The organism is Ensifer sp. Root142, assembly GCF_001426785.1.
Taxonomy (GTDB): domain Bacteria; phylum Pseudomonadota; class Alphaproteobacteria; order Rhizobiales; family Rhizobiaceae; genus Ensifer; species Ensifer canadensis.
In genome coordinates this window covers 432,558-452,801 of record NZ_LMFK01000012.1, presented here as the reverse complement: position 1 = coordinate 452,801, position 20,244 = coordinate 432,558, and the positions used below count along the sequence as shown (strand labels likewise).

At 60.6% G+C, this 20,244-nt stretch carries 22 protein-coding genes and 2 pseudogenes; 1 reads left to right on the top strand and 23 read right to left on the bottom strand.

The annotated features are described in order from the left end of the window. The first annotated feature begins 21 nt into the window (after positions 1-21). Positions 22-1,011 (top strand): glycosyltransferase, encoded by a 990-nt coding sequence (locus ASD52_RS14745; RefSeq protein ID WP_025425952.1) that lies wholly within the window; start codon positions 22-24, stop codon positions 1,009-1,011. Positions 1,012-1,028: 17 nt separating this feature from the next. On the opposite strand, the gene ASD52_RS14740 is transcribed toward ASD52_RS14745, so the two are convergent. The 23 genes and pseudogenes from ASD52_RS14740 to ASD52_RS40010 form a co-directional block, all read right to left on the bottom strand. After that, on the bottom strand, positions 1,029-1,592 hold the full coding sequence (locus ASD52_RS14740) for a hypothetical protein (RefSeq protein ID WP_025425951.1): 564 nt from the start codon (positions 1,590-1,592) through the stop codon (positions 1,029-1,031). Then, positions 1,593-1,961 carry a hypothetical protein gene (locus ASD52_RS14735; protein ID WP_025425950.1) on the bottom strand — a complete coding sequence of 123 codons (369 nt, stop codon included), beginning with the start codon at positions 1,959-1,961 and terminating at the stop codon, positions 1,593-1,595. Between the two features lie 14 nt (positions 1,962-1,975). Continuing rightward, complete coding sequence (locus ASD52_RS14730; protein ID WP_025425949.1) at positions 1,976-2,527, bottom strand: rod-binding protein; 552 nt, start codon at positions 2,525-2,527, stop codon at positions 1,976-1,978. Between the two features lie 116 nt (positions 2,528-2,643). Further along, positions 2,644-3,057 carry a hypothetical protein gene (locus tag ASD52_RS14725; protein ID WP_025425948.1) on the bottom strand — a complete coding sequence of 138 codons (414 nt, stop codon included), beginning with the start codon at positions 3,055-3,057 and terminating at the stop codon, positions 2,644-2,646. A 4-nt stretch (positions 3,058-3,061) separates the two neighbouring features. Then, entirely contained in the window at positions 3,062-3,814 is a 753-nt protein-coding gene (gene fliR, locus ASD52_RS14720) for a flagellar biosynthetic protein FliR (RefSeq protein ID WP_057211542.1), read from the bottom strand. Then, entirely contained in the window at positions 3,811-5,898 is a 2,088-nt protein-coding gene (gene flhA, locus ASD52_RS14715) for a flagellar biosynthesis protein FlhA (protein WP_025425946.1), read from the bottom strand. The genes fliR and flhA overlap by 4 nt, the downstream gene beginning before the upstream one ends. Positions 5,899-6,118: 220 nt before the next feature. Next, positions 6,119-6,385: a flagellar biosynthesis protein FliQ gene (gene fliQ / locus ASD52_RS14710; protein ID WP_025425945.1), complete on the bottom strand. Its 267-nt coding sequence runs from the start codon at positions 6,383-6,385 to the stop codon at positions 6,119-6,121. Positions 6,386-6,392: 7 nt separating this feature from the next. Then, entirely contained in the window at positions 6,393-6,803 is a 411-nt protein-coding gene (flgD, locus tag ASD52_RS14705; protein ID WP_025425944.1) for a flagellar hook assembly protein FlgD, read from the bottom strand. Next, positions 6,794-7,243: a flagellar biosynthesis repressor FlbT gene (flbT, locus tag ASD52_RS14700; protein ID WP_025425943.1), complete on the bottom strand. Its 450-nt coding sequence runs from the start codon at positions 7,241-7,243 to the stop codon at positions 6,794-6,796. Before flbT ends, flgD begins: the two co-directional genes overlap by 10 nt. Further along, the gene (flaF, locus tag ASD52_RS14695) at positions 7,240-7,587 is read right to left on the bottom strand and encodes a flagellar biosynthesis regulator FlaF (RefSeq protein ID WP_025425942.1); all 348 of its coding nucleotides are present in this window, start codon (positions 7,585-7,587) and stop codon (positions 7,240-7,242) included. Before flaF ends, flbT begins: the two co-directional genes overlap by 4 nt. 35 nt (positions 7,588-7,622) lie before the next feature. Continuing rightward, positions 7,623-8,675, bottom strand: coding sequence for a flagellar hook-associated family protein (locus tag ASD52_RS14690; protein ID WP_057224756.1), 1,053 nt, complete (start codon positions 8,673-8,675; stop codon positions 7,623-7,625). Positions 8,676-8,677: 2 nt separating this feature from the next. After that, the gene (gene flgK / locus ASD52_RS14685; RefSeq protein WP_057224754.1) at positions 8,678-10,093 is read right to left on the bottom strand and encodes a flagellar hook-associated protein FlgK; all 1,416 of its coding nucleotides are present in this window, start codon (positions 10,091-10,093) and stop codon (positions 8,678-8,680) included. Positions 10,094-10,116: 23 nt separating this feature from the next. After that, positions 10,117-11,349 (bottom strand): flagellar hook protein FlgE, encoded by a 1,233-nt coding sequence (locus ASD52_RS14680; RefSeq protein ID WP_025425939.1) that lies wholly within the window; start codon positions 11,347-11,349, stop codon positions 10,117-10,119. A 91-nt stretch (positions 11,350-11,440) separates the two neighbouring features. After that, positions 11,441-12,112 carry a response regulator transcription factor gene (locus ASD52_RS14675; protein WP_025425938.1) on the bottom strand — a complete coding sequence of 224 codons (672 nt, stop codon included), beginning with the start codon at positions 12,110-12,112 and terminating at the stop codon, positions 11,441-11,443. Positions 12,113-12,382: 270 nt separating this feature from the next. After that, the gene (locus ASD52_RS14670; RefSeq protein ID WP_025425937.1) at positions 12,383-12,940 is read right to left on the bottom strand and encodes a transglycosylase SLT domain-containing protein; all 558 of its coding nucleotides are present in this window, start codon (positions 12,938-12,940) and stop codon (positions 12,383-12,385) included. Next, a complete protein-coding gene (locus ASD52_RS14665; protein WP_025425936.1) occupies positions 12,891-14,348 on the bottom strand; it encodes a flagellar hook-length control protein FliK in 1,458 nt (485 codons plus the stop codon). The genes ASD52_RS14670 and ASD52_RS14665 overlap by 50 nt, the downstream gene beginning before the upstream one ends. Next, positions 14,345-15,655, bottom strand: a complete 1,311-nt coding sequence (motC, locus tag ASD52_RS14660) for a chemotaxis protein MotC (protein ID WP_025425935.1) — start codon at positions 15,653-15,655, stop codon at positions 14,345-14,347. The genes ASD52_RS14665 and motC overlap by 4 nt, the downstream gene beginning before the upstream one ends. 5 nt (positions 15,656-15,660) lie before the next feature. Continuing rightward, complete coding sequence (locus ASD52_RS14655) at positions 15,661-16,869, bottom strand: MotB family protein (protein ID WP_057224752.1); 1,209 nt, start codon at positions 16,867-16,869, stop codon at positions 15,661-15,663. Beyond that, positions 16,866-17,519, bottom strand: a complete 654-nt coding sequence (locus tag ASD52_RS14650) for a hypothetical protein (RefSeq protein ID WP_025425933.1) — start codon at positions 17,517-17,519, stop codon at positions 16,866-16,868. The genes ASD52_RS14655 and ASD52_RS14650 overlap by 4 nt, the downstream gene beginning before the upstream one ends. 454 nt (positions 17,520-17,973) lie before the next feature. Next, positions 17,974-18,942 carry a flagellin gene (locus tag ASD52_RS14645; RefSeq protein WP_025425932.1) on the bottom strand — a complete coding sequence of 323 codons (969 nt, stop codon included), beginning with the start codon at positions 18,940-18,942 and terminating at the stop codon, positions 17,974-17,976. Between the two features lie 332 nt (positions 18,943-19,274). Further along, positions 19,275-19,515 (bottom strand): annotated as a pseudogene (locus ASD52_RS14640) (flagellin); the annotation flags it as partial. Position 19,516: 1 nt separating this feature from the next. Further along, on the bottom strand, positions 19,517-19,663 hold a 147-nt coding region (locus ASD52_RS40015; protein ID WP_277996385.1), incomplete at its 3' end, for a flagellin. Positions 19,664-19,821: 158 nt separating this feature from the next. Then, positions 19,822-20,244: pseudogene (locus tag ASD52_RS40010) on the bottom strand (flagellin); the annotation flags it as partial.

Sequence of the window (20,244 nt, the reverse complement as noted above, 5' to 3'; positions counted from 1 at the left end):
TCCGCTTGCACAGGTTTCACGATGACGTCTATCGGCCAGGATATTTCCGTCTATTTCCGGACCGAGTTGGAAGACGCCGGTGACATCGAACTCGTCGTGGTGCTACCGACCTTTCGGCGCCCGGAACATGTCATCAAGACGCTGAAAACCATTGTTTCCCAACGGCCTGACGTTGCCTTTGCCACGGTCGTCATCGAGAACGACGATGAAGGTCTGGCAGGTGCTGCGGCGGCGAAGGACTTCTTCCTCGGGCACCCGTCCGACTCCATCGTCATCATCGCCCACCAGCGTGGAAACTGCTACGCCTACAACGCCGGCTGGGCGATGGCGCTCGAAACCTATCCCAACCTGCGCGCCATTGCCATCATCGACGACGACGAGATCGCCTCACCCGAATGGCTCGATTGCCTCGTCACGGCACAGCAAGCGACCCAGGCGGACATGGTCGGCGGTCCACAGCTGCCGGTTTTCGAGGATATGAGCGGGCAGAAGTGGAAGCGGCACCCGGTGTTTACGCCCCATTATGAGACGACAGGACCTGTGCCTATCCTGTTTTCTTCGGGTAACGTGCTGGTGACGCGCCGGGTTCTCGACGCCATGCCGCGCCCGTTTCTGGACCCGGCTTTCAACTTCATCGGTGGCGGCGACGCCGACTTCTACAGCCGCAGCAAGGAGAAGGGGTTTTCGTTCGCCTGGACCAAGGAGGCCTGGGTGGCGGAAACGGTGCCGGCACGGCGCACCAACGCATCATGGATCCGTGCGCGAAGCCTCAGAAACGGGGCAATTTCGACGATGCTCGAGCACCGCCGGGATCCGAGCTTTGGCGGACGGGTGAAGACCTTCGGCAAATCGCTTGCGCTGCTTGGCGCCGCTATCCCGCGCGGCATCAAACTATGGAGAAAAACCGGTCTTGCCGCCGCCGGTCTCTACCACTTCTATGTGGCTGTCGGGCGGCTGATGGCGGAGTTCGGCCTGGTCAACGAACAATACCGCAACCCCGAAAAGAACTGAGCGCCGCTGAGTGGCGATCAGTGGGTGCTGGCGTTGATGCTGCCTTCCGGCAACTTGTCGTTGGCGACGTTGCCGTTCTTGTCGACGATGGCGACCGGCTTCTGACGCGGGACGTTCTGGCCGTTGGCCACGCGCTTGACGTCGTCCTTGGTCAGATATTCGAGCTGTTCGACGAGGACCTCGGTGATCACCTCGCCGCCAAGCTTCTTGTTGAGCCCATCCTTGACCGTCGACTTGAAGGTCGGCAGGTCGAACGTGCCTGTGTCGCCGACATCGATGAACCTCGAACCGACCAGCATGTCGTAGAGTTCGTCGGTGACCATCTGGCGAAGCGGCGCGCGCAGATTGTTGATGCCTTCCTTCGTCGCCGAGAAGGAAAGCTTGGTCAGGAAATAGCCCTGTACGGCGCCGTCCTTGATGACGGGAACCGTGATCATTTCTCCCGGAACATATTGCTCCGATGCACGCCGCGTTGCTTCCGCATCCGAGACGACGGGCGCCGAGGCGCTCTGCATCGAATAATAGACGGATCCGAGCGTGACGGCGCAGACCCAAACCCCGGTGAGAACGAGCTTGAGCATTCAGAAATCGCTATAGCGGAACTGCGCTTCGGAATAGATGCCGTCGGCATCTGCATCCTGGGCGGCGGTCTTCAGCAGATCGACGACGGATCGCACTGCGTCGAGGTGGGCTTCGACCTTTTGCGAGTTGATCTCGAGCTTGTCGCGCAGGTGACGGGTCTGCGACGCGAAGGCCGGCGAAAACTCGCCCGGCAGCGTATCGCGGTGCAGCATCGTCAGTTCGTAGAGGCAACGGCTCTTGTGCGCGTTCGACGTCTTGATATCGAACTCCGGATCGACGCCGATACGGCTGTTCTCATTGTCGATGATCATTTCCAGCCGGCCGAGCACGTTCTGGATCCGGACGTCGTTGGATGCCACAGCTTCCATAAATGAACTCCCAATTAAGCTTGTTTGTTTTTATCGTCTTCAGTCGTGTAGCCAGTGAGCGTCTTGCGCTCGTATTCCTGCACGAGGCTTGCGGCCAGGTTTCGGCTGTTGCCATCGAGCGAGGCATTGACACGTTCGCGCGCATCGCCGGCAGCCAACTGGTCGGCAATGCCGATGCCGCCGCTCTTGGAAATGACATCGCCGATCTGCTCGGCCATCATGCTTTTCCAGATGTCGCCGGACGTGCCCTTTCCGAAAACATTCTCGCTGTCGTTCGGAAGCATGGATTTCACGAAATTCTGCAGGATCATCGCTTCGAACTTGCGATAGGTCTCGGGAACCTTCTTCTGCTCGACCCGGTTGTTGATATCGCCGAGGCCGCTCGATCCCTCCGAAGAGTTGAGGACGTTGACGGCGGCGGCGAAACCGTTGCCGTTTTCGGCGAGGCTCGTCGCCTGGAAGGCGGCGCGATTGGCCTTCAGCCGGGCCTGCGCTTCCTGCACCTCGGCCGGATCGGCCGCGCGCACGACGTCCATCACCAGATCGCTGGGCGGAGAGATAGCCATGACAAATCCTCTCGACAACGGCATCGCAGCGACCCCGACCGGGCCGACGCAATCGCGCGTTCAACATCTCGACCGAACGTCCCACCACACGGGGGTGGAGCGTTCCGGATGTCGCACTATCGCCCGTCAACCTTACCGGAAGCTGGCGCTTGGCGGGCAACGTGTTGATCGATCAGGTCATAGATCGAATTGTCGGCCTCTTCCCGGTCTTCCGATTGCCGGGCATCCTTCATGTTTTCCTCGAGCCGGTCGGCCTTGGCCCGCTCCTTCAGCATGCGCGCTTCGTGCGTCTGCTGGATGCCGAACAGCATCTGGTCCTTCTGCACGAGGCGCCCGACCTGCGAGGAATAGTGGCCGGAAAACATGCGATGCATCGGATGGGCCGAGCCCATGGCATCGACGACGACATCAATCGTCTCGGCCAGGGCCTCGCGCTGCCGCACCATCTCGACAAAGTCAGCCTCGGCCATCTGCTCGAGATGCCGTTGGACTGCGACCAGGCGCTTGAGCTTCTGCGACCGCGTCTTCATGTGGCTATACCCCTTGCATGACCGGCGCAAAGCCGTCGCCGAACAGGCGCAGCATGGCGGCGATACCGAGATAGAGCAGGAACATGCCGCCCATGATCAGATAGGGCTGCGAGATGAAGTAGATCGGGATCTGCGGCGCCAGCTTGTTGACCATGCCGATGGCGACGTTGAACAAAAGGCCATAGATCAGGAAGGGGCTCGCGAGCCTCAGCATGATCATGAAGGTCTGCTCGAGCGAATCCGTCAGGGTGATGAGCACGCCCTGCGGATCGAAGACGCTGCCGACCGGCATGACCCGATAGGACTGGGCGATCGCCTCGAACATCACGTGGTGGAAATCGAGCATGAACAGGATCATCAAGCCGGCAAAACTGATCATGCTGGTGAGCTGGTTTTCCGCCGTGTCTTCGATCACGTCCGACGACGGCGGCGGGCTGAAGCCCATCAGCATCGTTATCGTCGTGCCAGCGAACTGAAGGCCGAGCACATAGTAGCGGGCAACCAGGCCGATGACCGCGCCGACGGCGGTTTCGGCAGCGATCAGGTAGATATAGGTGTGTCCCTTGCCGGTCACCTGCGGATAGATATCGGTCCACATGACGGGTAGGATCGCCATGGAGATGGCGACCGCGATGAACAGCCGGATCTGCATGGGAATGCGCGCGGTCGAGAACCCCGGCATGATCATGATACACGCCCCGATCCGGCAGAATGCCGCAAACAGTGCGAGCACCGTGCCCTCGGGGTCGGTTATCATGAAATAGAGCCGATGATCTTGATCTCGAGGCCCTTGGCAAGCTCGACATGCGAGAGCACGGGCAAAGTGGCAAAAAGACGCTCGATGATCATGCGGACATAAGAACGGGATTCGGGCGAACTTACCAGTACGAAGGGCATGCCGCGATCGAGATGTTCACGGATAACTTTCGTCGCCTGCTCGCTGAACTCTTCGAGATGGCGCGGATCGATGTCGAACTCGACGACTTCACCCTTTGCGTCGCGCTTCAGCGCCTGGTGGAACACCATATCCCATTTGTTGCCGAGGCGCAGGACGCGCAGGACGCCGTTGTCGGCAAGGTCGCCGCACAGCTGCTGCGACATGCGCACACGCACGTGCTCGACGATCTGCTCCGTCTTGCGGACATGCGGCGCGAGTTCGGCCACCGCTTCGAGGATCAGGTGCAGGTTGCGGATCGATACCCGCTCCGCCAAGAGCAGCTTCAAGACTGCCTGCAGGCCGGAATAGGACATGTGCGAAGTGCAGATTTCGTCGGCCAGCTTGCGGTATTCCGGGTCCAGCCGATCGATCAGTACCTTCACATCCTTGTAGGACAAGAGATGCGGCAGGTTGTTGCGGATCACTTCGGACAGATGCGTCAGCACCACCGAGACGTTGTCGATCGGGTGGAAGCCTTCGCGCTTCAGGTCTTCGGTGAATGTCTCGAGGATCGAGACCGCCGGCATGCCGAAGGCGGGCTCACGGATCTCGTCTCCCGGCACGCTCGGACGGCGGCCGCCGCCTGTGACCACCAGAACTTCACCGACACGCACCGTGTTGGAGGCGATCGTCGTGCCGTGGATGCGCACGTGATAGGCCTTGTCCGGGATGCTGATGTCGTCGGAAACCTTGATCTCCGGAATGACGAGACCGTATTGACCGGCGAACTTGCGGCGCATCTTGCCGACGCGGAAGGCCAGTTCCTGGTGCGCGCCGAGCAGTCGGGTCGACACCTGCTTGCCGAGCAGCAATTCGATCTCCGCCGTCTTCAGCACCGATTTGACCGAGTCCGCCTCACCGTCCTTAGCCTGCTGGGCCGTCGCGGCTTCCTCCATCCGGCGCGCCGCATTTTCCGCCTCGATCTGCCGCGGAATGACCCAGCTCAGGAACGCCATGCCGCCGCCAAGGAACGCAAACGGCAGAAACGGCAGTCCCGGAACCAGCGCAAGCAGGATGATCAGACCGGAGGCAACCATCAAAGCGCGGGGATAACCACCGAGCTGCCCGACAACGGCCTGGTCGGTCGAGCCGGCGGTTCCGCCACGCGACACGAGGAGGCCGGCGGCGAGCGAGACGATCAGCGCGGGGATCTGTGAGACCAGACCGTCACCGACGGAAAGCTTGACGAAGACGTCGGCCGCTTCGCCGATCGGCATGTCATGGCGCAGATAGCCGATGATGATGCCGCCAAAAATATTGATCGCGGTGATGATCAGGCCGGCGATCGCATCGCCGCGCACGAACTTCGACGCGCCGTCCATTGCGCCGAAGAACGAGCTTTCCTGCTCCAGTTCGCGACGACGATGCTGCGCTTCCTTTTCGTCGATCAGACCGGCCGAAAGGTCGGCGTCGATCGCCATCTGCTTGCCGGGAATGGCATCGAGGGTGAAGCGCGCGCCGACTTCGGCGATACGCGTCGCACCCTTGGTGATGACGATGAAGTTCACCGTGATCAGGATCAGGAAGACGATCAGACCGATGACGAAATCGCCGGACATGACGAGGCTGGCGAAACCGGAAATGACGCCGCCGGCGGCGCCGTGGCCTTCGTGACCGTGGGAAAGGATGACGCGCGTCGTTGCGATATTCAACGCCAGGCGAACCATGGTCGAAATCAAAAGGATCGTCGGAAAGGACGAGAATTCGAGCGGCCGCTGGATCCACAGCGCCACCATCAGGATCAGGACCGAGAAGGCGATCGAGAAAGCCAGCCCCATGTCGATCAGGAACGGCGGGATCGGCAGGAAGAGAATTGCCAGGATCATGACGATCCCGAGCGCAAAGCCGATGTCCCGGCCCTTTGGTGCTACTTTCGGGATGATCAACGCCGCTTGCTGTGCCATGTCTCTTCCGTCTCTTCATGAGAGGTCGGGCAGCATTCACACGCGCTGCCCCAATCTTAAGACCGGAGATAGAGGCCCAAGCTTGCGCGAAGGTGGTAGCGCGACAGCGCCGCGCGTCAAATATGACGCGCAAAGGACGCTGTATCGCTTTAAACTTGCTGCATAATTTCATTCTTAAATCGGATCCGATTTAAGAATGAAATTATGCCGTAAGGCGCGCTCAGAATCCGGACTGGATTCGGGAGAAGACGATGTCGGTGAAGATCGAGATCTGGGCGCCGATGAAAGGCGCGGAAACAGCGACCGTGATCATCACGGCAAGGATCTTCGGTACGAAGGTCAGGGTCATTTCCTGAACCTGGGTCAGCGCCTGAATGAAGGCGATGACGACGCCGACGATCATCGCGGCGAGAACGGCGGGCCCCGAGGCAACGATCACGGTCCAGATCGCAGCCTGCACGATATCGAGGGCATCCGCCTCATTCATAGGGGTATCACTTTACCTTGACGCCTGGGCCGATAACGAGCTCCTTGCCGTTATCCAGCACTGCAATGATTCCGTCAGAGTATAGTTTGACTTCCTTGACAACGCCAGTGACTGTGCCGTCGGCATTGGTGACAGTCTTGCCGATCACCGCGTCCGCCTCGCTGAGCGACGTGCGCTGCAGCAGGCTTTCGAGATTCTTGTTGGTCTTGATCGTCTGTTCGACCTGCGAGAAGGTCGCGAGCTGCGCGATCTGCTGCGTGGCGTCCATCGGCTGCGTCGGGTCCTGATTCTTCATCTGGGCCACGAGCAGCTTGAGGAAGCTCTCGTAGTTCAGCGACGCCTTGCTGGCGTCGTTGCCAGAGTCGGCACCCGAGACGATCGGGGTGTAGTCATTGTTGCTGACGCCGCTTACCGCCATGGTGCGATCTCCTTGCGAATCTGCTCGACCGTGGCCGGCGTGATTTCCTGCGTGTTGAGGATGCGGTCTTCGATGGCGTAGAGCCCACGGATCGCCTTCAGCGCTTCGAAGGCGCGGCCGTTGGTGACCAGGCCGTCGACCCGCTTCAGTTCGGCCAGGATCTCTTCGTTCTTGAAGCAGTTAAGCAGCATGACGACCGACTTGCGGAACATTGCGGTCGATTGCTCGGCGCCTTCCGGGTTGATCAGGATCATCTGGGCGATGAAGTAGAGCTGCTTCAACGGCGTCGTCGCGTCTTCCGGCTGAAGCACGTGGTTTTCCAGAAGGAAGGTCACGTCATTCAGGAATTCGACGGCGACCTTGCGGTCAACGCGAAGCACCGCGCCGTTTACAAAAATTCTTTCGCCCGACTTCAGCGAGATACGCAGTGTGCTCTTCATTTCAGTCCATCCCTGATGATGGTGGTAATGTCAATTATGCCCTGGAAGTTGGAGGATTCGCGTTTGCGGATCTTTTCCGTCTCGTTGAGTATCCAGATGGCGATCGAAATCAGATTGGCGCGCAGCTCTTCGTTGAGCTGGTTTTCCGGAGCGCGAAGATCCTCGATGAAGCGGATCCAGACGCGCCGGGTGAAATAGATCGCCTCGATGGCTTCTCTCGAATACCCGTTCTGCTGTCTTGCGGCTTCAAGGAGCGCAATCGAGCGATCGAGTACCTGCCGCTCTCGATTCTTGGAGTCGGCAACGCCATCCTCCATGATCTCGGCATAGGAAAATTGGTACATTCAGACATCCTTCATGTTTGTCCGGTCGCCTCTTCTCAGAGGTAGTTGAGCAAGCTCATCTGCTGCAGTCTCGACGTCAGCGCGTAGGATGTATCGAGCTGGGTCTTCAACATATTCACGCGCGTTGCGTTTTCTTCCTGATCGACGCCGTTGACGTCGATGATGTGGGTCTTGATGAGCTTCTCCTGCGCCTCGATCGAAGTCGTCGCCTTCTTGACGCGCGACTCCGAGATACCGAGCGAGCTGCGTTCCCCGTTCAGGCCGGCAATAGCCTGCTCCATGTAGCCGAATGCGGCGTTGTTGAGCGTGTTGCGGACCTGCGAATCGACGTTCTTGTCCATCAGTTCCGACGAGATCACGCTGGCAAGCGCGAACATCCGGAAGCTCTTGGTATTGGCGTTGGTCGAGCTCTCGATGACCTCGCTGGCGCTGATCCGGCTCGTCATGTTCTGGCTCGAGGCATCAGACCAGTTGGCATCCCAATCCGTGCCCATGAACATCGGTTCGAGCTTGGTCGTGATGAAGTCCTGCATCTGTGCCGGCGTGAACTGGCTCATGTCGGTCAGGCTGTTTGTCGACATGTAGCTGCTGAGCGCCGTATCGAATGCGGCCTTGGCCGCAGACGGAGGCACGGAGTTGTAGTCCGCGAGCGGCTTGACGTCTGAGTTGATGCCCGAAAACAGGAACTCACCGTTGAAAGAGGTGTTCGCCGCCGATGTGAAGATCTGAAGCGCGCCATTCACTTCGGACTTCAGGATCTTCATCGCGTCGACGCTGTCGTTGCCCTTGTAGGTCACAAGCGTGTCGCGCACCTTCTCGGCGGCCTTCTGCATCGTCTCAAGCGCGCCCTGGGAGGCGGAAAGCCTCTGCGTGACCACGGCGTTGGTGCCCTTCAGGGAGCCCATCCTGTCCAGCTCGCGCTGCAGATTGAGCGATCGCGACGTCGACGCCCCAAGCGTTAGGCCGATGTCGTAGTGAATGCCGCTCGTGCTTTCCTGGGTGCGTCGCAGCAACTCGGCCTGAGTCTGCTGGATCGTCAGGCGCATGGCGGTCTGAATCGCCAGGTTCGAAACGAAGGATGTCTTCATGATTACCTCACAGCTTCCATAAGGGCCGCCATCATGGCGTCCACGGTGCTGACCAGCTTGGCCGATGCTTTGTAGGATTGTTCGAGATCGAGCAGCAGCGACAGTTCTTCGTCGATGCTGACGCCAGTCTGCTTGCTCAGCGCTTCCGCCGTGCGCGACAGCAGAGCCGACTTGTTGTCGTCGGCTGTCGATGCCGTCTTGCGGAACTGCTCCAACCAGCCGACGGAGCTGGTGGCGAAATTCAGAATGTTGCTGTTGCTGTCGAGGCCGGACGCTGGGTCGAACGCCATGTTCTCACCCATTGCGTTGATGAAGCCGTCCAGCAGGGCGGTATAGCCTGCATTGCCGGTGGGGTTGTTCGACGTACCGTCGAAACCACCGTCGCGCAGCATCAGCGGGTCTGCCTTGGCAAGCGCGTTGACCGTGATCTTCGATGCCATGCCAGGCACGATGCCGACTGGCGGAATACCCGCCGTTCCCCAGGTAAACAGGCCGGGCTGGCCGCCTTCCTGGAACATCGTCACCAGGCCGCGGGCGATTTCGTCGAGCTGCGACTGGAATTTCGGCCCGACGTCGTCGCGCAGCTGTACGAGTGCTGCTAGCTTGCCCTTCGCCGTCGTATCGGCGCCGGTTCCCGCGGCAATCGGCACGCCGTCGACATAGATCTTGTTGCCGACTGTCGTCGCGTCGTAAACGTTTTGCGAGGCGAAGGTGACCGAGCGCGGAATCGTCTCGAACAGCACGGTCCCGTCGGTGGTGAAGATCACAGTGTCGTTGTTGGCGCGCGTCGTCGTCGAAATGCCGACGATCTCGGAGACCTGCTTCAAAATCTTGTCGCGCTGATCGAGCGCGTCGTTCGGGTCCGACCCTTGCGCCGTTGCCGCCTTGACGGCGTTGTTGGCCTTTTCGAATTCCGCCAACAGGCCATTCAGCTTGTCGACCTCCAGCGCGATTTCCTTGTCGGCATTCTCGCGCATGTCCTGGACGGACTTGGAGGCCTTGTTGAGCGAATCCGCCAGGTCCCCGGCATCAGAAACCGCCGTTGCGGCGATCGTCTTGTTGCCAGGGGTCGCGGCAAAGGTCTGAATGCTGTTGCGGAAATCGGCCAGCAGCTTGGAAGGCGCCGTCTCGTAGCTGTTGCCACCGAGCGCCGACTTCATCAGTTCCAGCCCTTCCCGCAGCCTTGCCTGGCCCGAGGCCTCGCCCATGCCGGCGATGCTCTGTTTGAGCAGCGCCTCGTTCTGGGCACGGTAGATGGATACGACCTGCGCGCCATTCGCCGTGCTTCCGAGCAAAGCAAGCCGACGCGAGTAGTCCGCGTTGCCCGCGTTCGCGATGTTCTTCGACACGATCGCGGTTTGCTGCGCCGTGTTGCTGAAAGCCTGTTGTGCGATGGATATTGCGGAGGACAGCGACATAACGCGGACCGTATCTCTTTCAATTACCGTTTCAGGTTGACCAGAACTTCAAGCAGGTCCGATGCGGTCTGGAACACCTTGGAGTTTGCCGTGTAGTTGCGTTGCGCCTCGATCATCGAGGTCAGCTCGTTGGCGATATCGACGTTGGAGTTCTCGAGCGCCTTGGACTGGATGTTGCCGAACGCACCGGAGCCGGCAAAACCGGTGACGATGACGCCGGAATCGGTGCCCTGCGAGTAGACGTTGCCAGACTGCGGCAAGAGCCTGTCCGGGCTCTGGACGGTGGCAAGCGCGATGCGGAACTTCGGAATGAGGTTACCGTCGCCGTACTTGACGTAGACCACGCCTTCCTTGTCGATCTCGAAGCCCGACATCTTGCTCGGCTTGCTGCCGTCGATGCCGCCGCCGGTGCTGGTGAAATCGCCACCGAGCTGCGACGTCTTTGTCGTGTCGATCGTCAGGGCGCCGAGATTGGCGCCTGTGCCCGGCAGGTTGTTGATAGGCGTCGTCGTCAGCGTGGCGGGCGTGGCCGAAATGCGCTTGCCGGCCGCGTCAAACGTCATGCTCTGCGAGCCGATCACGCCCGTTGCCGGCGGGCCTGCCGTGTATGTCGAACGGTCCCGTATCTCAAGCGACCACTGGTTCACGCCGGTTTTCTTGTAGACGAAGTCGAGGATGCGGGTGTTACCCTGGCTGTCGTAGACGACAAGCGACGTCGGCTTTTCGTCGCCGACGGCAGCACCTGACGGCAGGTTCGCTTCCATCGTGCCCTTGGTCGAGCCCGACGCCACCAGGCCTTCGTCCTTGAGCTTGACTTCCGTCAGGCCGTCGAAGCCGTTGACCACGACCGTCGGGTCGGCGCCAGCCTTGTATTCGTAGCCCATCAGCTTGAAGCCGGCGGTGTTGACGAGGTTGCCGTCCTTATCGGGAACGAAGGAGCCGGCACGGGTCAGGAAATTCTCGCCGCCGTTGCCCTGCACGATGAAGAAGCCGCCGCCGTTGATCGCGAGGTCGCTCGAGGACGTCGTGTAGCTTGTGCCGCCCTGCTGCGAAATGCTGTAGCGCACCTGGGTCTCGACGCCGCCGGAATTGTAGTTGCCGCCGCCCGAAGGCAGGATCATCGATGAGAACTCTGTCGAGGCGCGCTTGTAGCCCGTCGTGTTCGCATTCGCGATGTTTTCGGCGACAGTGCCGAGACGGTTCGACTGAGCGTTCATACCGGAGACGCCCGTTCTCATGCTGCCATAGAGACTCATATCGGATCCTCATTTCCACGTTGCAGCGACACTAGGAAGCGGGCCTTGCGTGAACCTGTCTTAGGTACGCCCTGACCCGCCTAGCCGCGCCTTAGTTCCAGTCGATGCAGTAGCCAAGGAACCGCTTGGAATCGATCGGGTCGAAGCCCAACTTCTTGCGCAGTTTCTTGCGCAGCTTGCTGATGTGGCTTTCGACGACGTTCTCCTCGACGTCTTCATCGAAGATGCCGTAAATCGCGTTGAAAATCTGAGACTTGGAGACTCGGCGCCCGCGGTTGGAGACCAGATATTCGAGAATGCGGCGCTCGCGGCGTGGCAATGCGAACACGTCGCCGTTGATCTCCGGATCGCGGCCATCTGCAAAGACGCGGATCGGGCCGATGTCGGTGTAGTTGTTGATGGCTTTCAGGCGGCGACGGATCGCCGCAACGCGTGCCAGGATCTCGCGGGGGTGAACCGGCTTGCGAACGACGTCGTCGACTCCGCAGTCGAACAACGCCAGGGTGTTTTCGAGCGAAGGCGTATCGCTGACCGCAATGACGGGCGCCATCGACCGGTCGCGGATCGCGCGCGGCAAGGCAAAGGTGCTGTCACCCTGGCCGATCAGAAACGCTTCGACCGCGTCGATATCCGAATCTGCCGCCGCATTCACCCACTCGCCGAACTCCTTGGGATCAAAGCCCGTCGAGGGAATTCCTTCACGCCCGAAAAGCGACGTGTAGCCGTCTTTCACGAGTTCTCTATCGTCAACCACTACGATCATTCGTCCGCCTCCGAATCAGTATGGCACCGCACTGATTGAGAGGTACGAATCGAGGGATTCATGAACAACTAGAGGAAGTTAATGGGTGGAATTAATAATTGATTAACCATATCGCGCCGATTTGATCTACATCTAGTGGCTAAGCGTTAACGGTCACACTAAAATAATGTGGAAAAGTTAACGGCTTGCGACAAAACCACTTGCCGTCACATTCTCCACGCATTGTCGCCACAATGCAGAATGACCCGTAATCAAACAATCATTGGTTGCTTATTGACAGAACTGCGTGGCATTCGGCGTCCACTTGCCGTAGCCCGTCGCGACCAGATTCGCGATCACCCGGCAGACATATTTCTTCTGCGCCGGGTCGTTGTTCGGGCCGGCATGATACCGTGCGACGGCCATTGTCCAGCTCTCATGCTTCGCTCGAAGGTTGGACAGGAAGCGCGCGGCATATTCGACATTCTTGCGAGGGTCAAGCATCTCCGTCGGCGATGCGAACTGATCGCCATGGAAGTGGTAATTTATCTGCATGCAACCGAGATCGATGAGCTTGGCACCCTGCGCCTGAGCGTTGGCAAATCGAACGAGAACATCCTGCGTGCTGGTGCCGAAATAGGCCTTACCTTCGATATTCATTGCGTAGGGTTGCAGCGACCCCTTGCGGCCGGTTTCCGTCAATCCGACGGAGTAGAGTATGCCGGCCGGAATGCCGTATTTGGATGCTGCCGAGATGATTTCACGTTCGCAGATTCCAGTGTCGGCACCGGCGAATGCGCTACATGTAGACGTGACCAGTGCGAGAACGCTCAGTGCCGGCAACCGCATCATCCGTACCGCCATTGCCAACCCGCCTTTCCGCCACTGAACCCTGGCTGTCGCCATCCTGTCGCTGCCGCCCCTGCCCGCTACCGTCCTCGGCGCGATCGCGGCCCTGCTGGCCCGCCTGGGCCTGCGGCTGCGAGCTGCCGCCGCCCGTCGATGTATCGCTGCCCGAATTGAACACGACGTTGATCTGATCGACCGCGAAGCCCTGGGCTCGCAGCGCCTTGACCATTTCGCTCTGGTCGTCGCGCAGCTGGCGGAAGGCTTCGCCGTTCTCCACCTTCAGCTCGACCTGCAGCTCGTCGTCCTTCAACCGCAACGTTGCGGTGACGAGGCCAAGCTCGATCGGATGCATCTGGATCTTGAGCGTGTTCAAGGTCTTGCCGGCCTGCGTCCAGGCACCCGGCTGGCCGAGGGCAGCACTCGGCTGCAACGACTGGGCAAAGCCCGCGTCGCCGGCGATCGCGTTGGCGACATTGGTGGAATTGCTGTTCATCGAAATGCCGAGATAACGGCGAGCTTCGAGCACGGTGACGTTCTCAGCCTTGGCATTTGACCGCGCGGCGTCAACCGTCGCCCGTTCGCCGTCCTTCGATATGCTCATCGAAATCGCCTGCCCCTTGCCATCGGCGCGGGCGAAGCGGAACAACCGGTCGGTGCCCTGTTCGCCATCGGCACCTTCGGCACTCGCACCATGGGCATCGATCATCTCGCCATGCCCAGCGCCCTTGGCGCCGCGTTCACCGAGGGCATGGACGCCAGCGGCGCCGGCCGAGCCACCTTGGGCATCAGCACGCGTCGACGGCATGGCGTTGCCGCCGAGCAGCGTCAGCAGGTCGTCTACGCTGGCGCTTGGGGAAGTCTTGGCATCTGAAGCCGCGGCCGCATCAGTTGGCTCGCCGTCTGCACCCTGCGCGCCGTTTGCCTGGCCCCTACCCAAGCCGCGCGACAAACCCGCTATGCCGGCGGCCAATTCGTCGGCGTCGGCGGCAACCGTCTCATTCGCCTGTTCGCGCGCCCGCGCCGCCTTGGCAGCAACACGCTTGGCGTCTCGTCCACGCTCCGCGAGCGAGAACCGCTCGTTCTGAGCATTGTGATTGTCGAGCAACGGATCTTCCGGATCCCCAGGTGCACGATTGTGCGCCTGCTTGGAGATCGAGATCTTGGCGTCGCCGCCTTTAATGCCGCCATTGCCAATCAAGGTCGCAGCTCCAGAGTTTTCGCCTTCGGCCGCCTCGCCGTTGCCGGCGGACGAACCTTGTCCGCCCTGACCGTTCGCCTTCTGGCGCCCAGCGGTTGCGACGGCGTCCTCGAAGGCGCCGGGGGCTTGCTCCTTGCCGCCCGCACGTGCGCCCGGCTTGCCCGTCTGGGACTGAGGTGGTGCGCGCAGGCTTTCGTCGAGAGCTCTCATTTGCCTTCCCCCCTTAGCAGCGCATCGATCTCCTCCAACTTGGACCGCCCCTTGGCCACGAAACCGTCGTGAGCAGGATCGGAGGCGTCGGCAGTCTCAGCGCTGGCCTGTGTCGTCTCGCCAGCTTCTGGGGCGCTGGCATCAGCCGCCGGGCTACCGAACGGGCTCATGCCGCTTCCCGTTTCCGCACCTTCGATCTGCTCGACTGGCGTGGCTGGTCTAACCGGTCTAGCGGAGAACGCTTGCGTGAGGCTTTCATCGTCCGGTGGTCTGACAACGGCCTCTGCAACTGCCTTTGCCGCGTCACGCAGGGCTCGGTCACGCGGAGAAAGCTCAGCGTCCGGGATCGCGGCGATGCTCTGTGTTGCGGCAAAGACGTCAGACGACGGTACCGACGCCAGCCCGGCGTAAAAATTGGCGAGCACACGCGGCTCGGACGCACCGTCGGCTGCGAGCTGCTCGGCCCGTTCCGAGGCAAGCTTTGCCAAGGATTGCTTTCCGCTGATAGCCGCACGTCGTGCGACGCGAAGATAGACCTCGCGCTGGCGCGGCGCATCCATGAAAGTCAGGATTTCGGAAATCCGTTCGTGCGCCGCCTCGTCGAAATGCCCGACGGCCAGCTCGACGAAGACGTCGGCGAATTGGCTGGCATAGGGCGACGTCAGGTATCGGCGGGCGTAGTTCAGGGCATAACGAAATCCCTTGTCAGGCATGTTCGCCTGCACAGCAAGGAAGACCGAGCGACGAAGCGCCGCCTCCTCGATAATCGTTCCCGGAGCAGTCAATCGCGCCCAGTCGTAGAACTTCATCGCCCCGACCGGGTCCTGCTGAGATGTGGCATTGCCGAGGATCAGGAACAGGTAGGGACCAACACGGGAATTGCGGTACTCGGGCGCCGCCTTCGACAGGCTCTCGACGATCAGGCCACCCTTGCCGCCGAGATATTGCCTAAGCGCGTCAGTAACGCGCGAATCGAAATTGCCATCGACATCATGGTCGGCGAGATAGTTGAGTGTTTCCGGATTACCGCCGCTCATGGCGTAGACAAGTGCCGCATCGACATTGCGCGGATCGCGGAACACGGACGCATCCGCAGCCCTGAGCCGCTTGTCGATCGCACCCAGCATGAAGCGCTGCATCTCGATGGCAGAATGATCGCCGAGCACCACCGAGTCCTGCACGTATTGCAGCGACCGGATCATCTTGAAGGGTGCAAGCTCCTCGAGGTCGTTGGCATCCGCCATTCCCGCCGAAAGCGGGATGGCCAGTGCCGACATCATCAAGGCGGATCGCAAGCGTCGCAGCATCGGTTCTAACCCTTAGCCGACTGCAGCAGGATTTCGATACGGCGGTTGCCGGGCGCATAGGGATCGCCAGGGATCTGTAGCCGCCGGTCGGCAAAGCCGCTGATCTGGCTGACGCGATCTTCCTTGAGACCACCGCGAACGAGCATGTAGTAGGCGCTCTGGGCGCGCGCAGCCGACAGGCGCCAGTTGTCATAGGTGCCGTCCTTGAACGGACGACCATCGGTGTGGCCACGGATGGCGACAACGCCCTGGCGCTCAGACAGCAGCCGGCCGATCTTCTCCATGGCCATGACAAGTTCCTTCTGCGGCACGGCCGAGCCGACGGCAAACATCTGGGAATCCGTCTGTTCGCTGATCGTCAACAGCAGACCGCCTTCAGCCGGCGTCACGACGAGGCCCTCTGCCAGTTTGCCGGCATCGCCTCCGAGCTCCCTCTTGATCTCGGCCTTCAATTCCTCGGCCTGCGCTGCGGCATCCGGTTTGGCAAGTTCTGCCTCTTCGGCATCAGTCTTACCGGCGTCGGCCGGCTTCCCTTCGGCCTTTTGTTCTTCGGCGGTCTTCTGCAATGGCGCTGCGCCGCTCGCCATCGCCGCCTTGGACGCCAAGGCGACGTCCGTCTCGGTGGTGTTGCCGGCATCCTTGACTTCGACCTGTTTGGTCCAGAAGTCCGGGTCGAATGGATCGCGAAAGGCCTCGCCGCCTTCCGCCCCGGTCGACGGCCCGGACTGCGCCGCACCGCCGTCACCCTTGACGCTGATGTTTGCCTGCTGGCCGACTTCCTGCGCGATTTCCGAAAGCACCGAATAGGGATTCTCGAAGAAATCGGCGTCGGAGTATTTCGTTTCCTCGCCCGAGGTTGCGGTCAGCTGGTCGCCGGTCTTGGCCGAGCCGCCCGATTTTTCCTGCTCGCCGTCGACCTTCGATCGCTGCTGTGTCTCTTCGCCCTGCGCATCCTTGGCAGGATCCTTCAAGCCACGCTCAGCGGGCTTCTGGTCGGTCAGCTGCACCGGGTTGAAATAGGAGGCGATGGCCGCCTTCGTCTCCTCGTTGGCGGCATTGATCAGCCACATGACGAGGAAGAAGGCCATCATCGCCGTCATGAAGTCGGCGTAGGCAATCTTCCAGCCGCCGCCGTGATGCTCGCCATGACCGCCACTCACTCGTTTGACGATGATGATTTCGTTCTTGCCGTTGTGATGGCTTTCGTCGCTCATGCGAGGACCTTCCGGACAGTGTCGGCCCAAGCCGCCATTCTTGTAACGAGGATCGTCTCATCCATTTCGATGGCGAGGTCGATGTCGTTGGTTTCAACGTGGCGGAACACCGGCATGTCGTCGCCGAGGCTGCTCTTCAATGCTTCGAACAGGGGAAGCGGACCCTTGATGGTGATCGCACAGCCTTCGCCAGCGATAATTCCCTGCCGGATCATCTGCGCCATATCGGCAACGGCGCGCTGCGCGAGCGCCTCCTCCATGACAGGTGCAAGCACCCGGGCGGTCTGGTCACCCAGCGAAACCGCCAGATGCTCGGTCATCTCCTGAAACCGTCCGGCCATGCGACTTGCGGCCTCGTCCTCGAGGCGCCTGGTCAGGGCCTCGATTTCGGCCGCGTGGGCCGCCTGGAGATCGGCGATCTGATTGCCGTGTTCGAAGGCAAGCTCCGCCGACGCTTCGGCGCGGCCCTGCTCGAAAGCCTCGCGCCGTTCGGCTTCGACATCGATCTGCGGCGCAGCCGCTCGCGACGTGTGCCGGTCGCCATCGGAGTAGTCTGTATCCAGATCGGGGAAGTATTTCTGCGGCATCATCGACAATTCGACTTTCGGCGCACTGAAATCCTTGAGATAGCGGGACAGCATCGCGCTCATGGCTGGAACCTCGATGCGCGCAGCACGATAGAAGGCGATCCCCGTCTGCCCGACAGGCGCCGCCCTACGGCGCAGAATTCCCATGATCCTGACACTGCTGAAATGTCTCCCTCGGGTCCGGTCACCGATAGCGGCGAACCCTGCATTCTTTGACTTACAGCGGCCGGGCACGGGAATTTTCATTCCGGCGGCAGACCGATGCAGGCGGCGGCGCAAATCTCATATTGGCCGGCAGTCATCCGACAGGACTGCGAGGGAACGCTATTCGGTCAAACTTGTGCGAAAATGAATGTGTTGGACCGCGCCAGGGCAATTAGCGCGGTCCAACCGTTTCCACCGGGTGCCGTGACCGACGACGTGGCAGAACTCAACTCGATTCGATATCCGCCTTCTCGGCGGGCACGGACGGGCGGTCCCAAACCGGCGGAACCAAGGCGCCACCGGCTGGAAAACCTTACTGCTGGAAGAGGCGCAGGATGTTTTCGGAGTTGGTATTGGCGATCGACAGCGCCTGAATGCCGAGCTGCTGCTGCGTCTGCAGCGCCTTCAAGCGCGTCGATTCCTCATTCATGTCGGCATCGACCAGACGACCGACGCCCTTGTCGATCGTATCCATCAGGTTGGCGACAAAGCTTTCCTGCATGTCGATACGCTTGGTGATCGCGCCGAGTGTCGAACCGGCGTCCGTCAGCTGCCCGAGGATCTTGTCGACGACGCGGATCATCGCGTCCATTTCCGTGGGCGCGGTCGTCGCAGTCAGCTTGATTTCGGTGCCGGTCGGCGGCGCAGCCGGCGGGGCGACGATCAGATAGTACGGTGCGGCGGTGCCGGTCGGCGTCTGCTGCAGCTGGTCGGCATCATAGGCCCTGGTCAGCAGGCCGCGCGCCGCGCTGCCCGTGTCGATCAGCATCGATTGCGCCGTGTCGAAATCGAGCGTCGTGATGGAAACATTGCCGTTTCCGTCGCGGTTGAAGGAAGCGACGACCGACTTCGTGCCGACGGCGGCTGTATTGGTATTGTAGAGCCAGTTCTCGCTCGAGAACGACGCCGATTGTGCGGCGGACATGAGCTGGTTCTTCAGCTCGGTGATTTCCTTGTTGATCTTGAGCTTGTCGACGCCGGGCTCGCGCGCGGCGACGAGCTTGGTCTTGATTTCGGTGACGACGTCGATCGACGCCTTCATCGCCGCATAGGCAGTGTCGACCTTCGCCGCACCGAGACCAAGCGCATCCTGAACGGTGGAGAGTGCGGCGTTGTCCGAGCGCATGGTGGTCGCGATCGACCAATAGGCGGCGTTGTCGGCTGCTGTCTGCACGCGGTAGCCGGACGAGATTCGCTCCTGCACTTCGGCCATATTGGTGTTGATCGAACGCAACGTCTGAAGTGCGGCCATGGCGGCCGTGTTGGTCATGATGCTGGTCATTGGTCACTTGCCCCGAAAGATTTTCTGAGAACATTCCGGAGTGATTGACCGGCAGCGACGGGACCAGCGTCATGCGAACCGCCCCTGTTTTGCCCTGGGGGCGACCCTTCGCTCTTAACGAATGTGTAACGATTGTTTGGTTAACAAACGGTTAACGCCATTCATAAGTCAGTAACGAAGGTGAACAAAAATAAGGGAATATGAAGCAGGCGTTAACGGCAAAAGACAACGCCCCGGTAACGCAAAAACCGCGCCGTCCTTTCGGGCGGCGCGGCTTCCTGGAGGTCATGATCATGACGGGCGCAGATGCGTCCGTCATACCTATGCGCTGATTAACGGAACAGCGACAGGATGTTCTGCGAGTTGGTGTTGGCAATCGTCAGGGCCTGGATGCCGAGCTGCTGCTGCGTCTGCAGAGCCTTCAGGCGGGTCGACTCTTCGTTCATGTCGGCGTCAACCAGCTTGCCGACGCCCGATTCGATCGAGTCCATCAGGTTGTCGACGAAGTCCTTCTGGAGATCGACGCGCTTGTTGACCGCACCGAGGTCTGCAGCAGAGTCAGTCATGCTCTTCNCTTCAGGCGGGTCGACTCTTCGTTCATGTCGGCGTCAACCAGCTTGCCGACGCCCGATTCGATCGAGTCCATCAGGTTGTCGACGAAGTCCTTCTGGAGGTCGACGCGCTTGTTGACCGCACCGAGGTCTGCAGCAGAGTCAGTCATGCTCTTCAGGACGGTGTCAACGCCGCTGAGGTAATTGGCCAGTGTCGTTGCCGTTACGCCAGTGCTGATGTCGAGGGTCAGAACGCTGACGCCGGCGATGGCCGTGCCAGTGGAGTCCTTGAGTGCGTCTGTGAGCAGGCCGTTTGCTGTTGCTGCTNCCAGTGCTGATGTCGAGGGTCAGAACGCTGACGCCGGCGATGGCCGTGCCAGTGGAGTCCTTGAGTGCGTCTGTGAGCAGGCCGTTTGCTGTTGCTGCTTCGTCGATCAGCATGGTCTTGGTCGTGTCGACGTCGAGCGTCGTCAGGCTGACATTGCCGTTGGAGTCACGGTTGAACGAACCGACGATCGACTTCGTGCCCGGAGCAGTTGCGCCGGAAGCGGTGTAGAGCCAGTTTTCGCCGGAGAACGAAGCGGACTTGACGACGCTCTTAAGCTGTTCCTGAAGCTGCGTGATTTCCTTCTGGACCTTGGACTTGTCAACGCCCGGCTCGCTGGCAGCAACCAGCTTTGCCTTGATTTCGTCGACGACCGAGATCGCGGCTTTCATGCCGGTGTAAGCAACGTCGGTCTTGGCAGCGCCG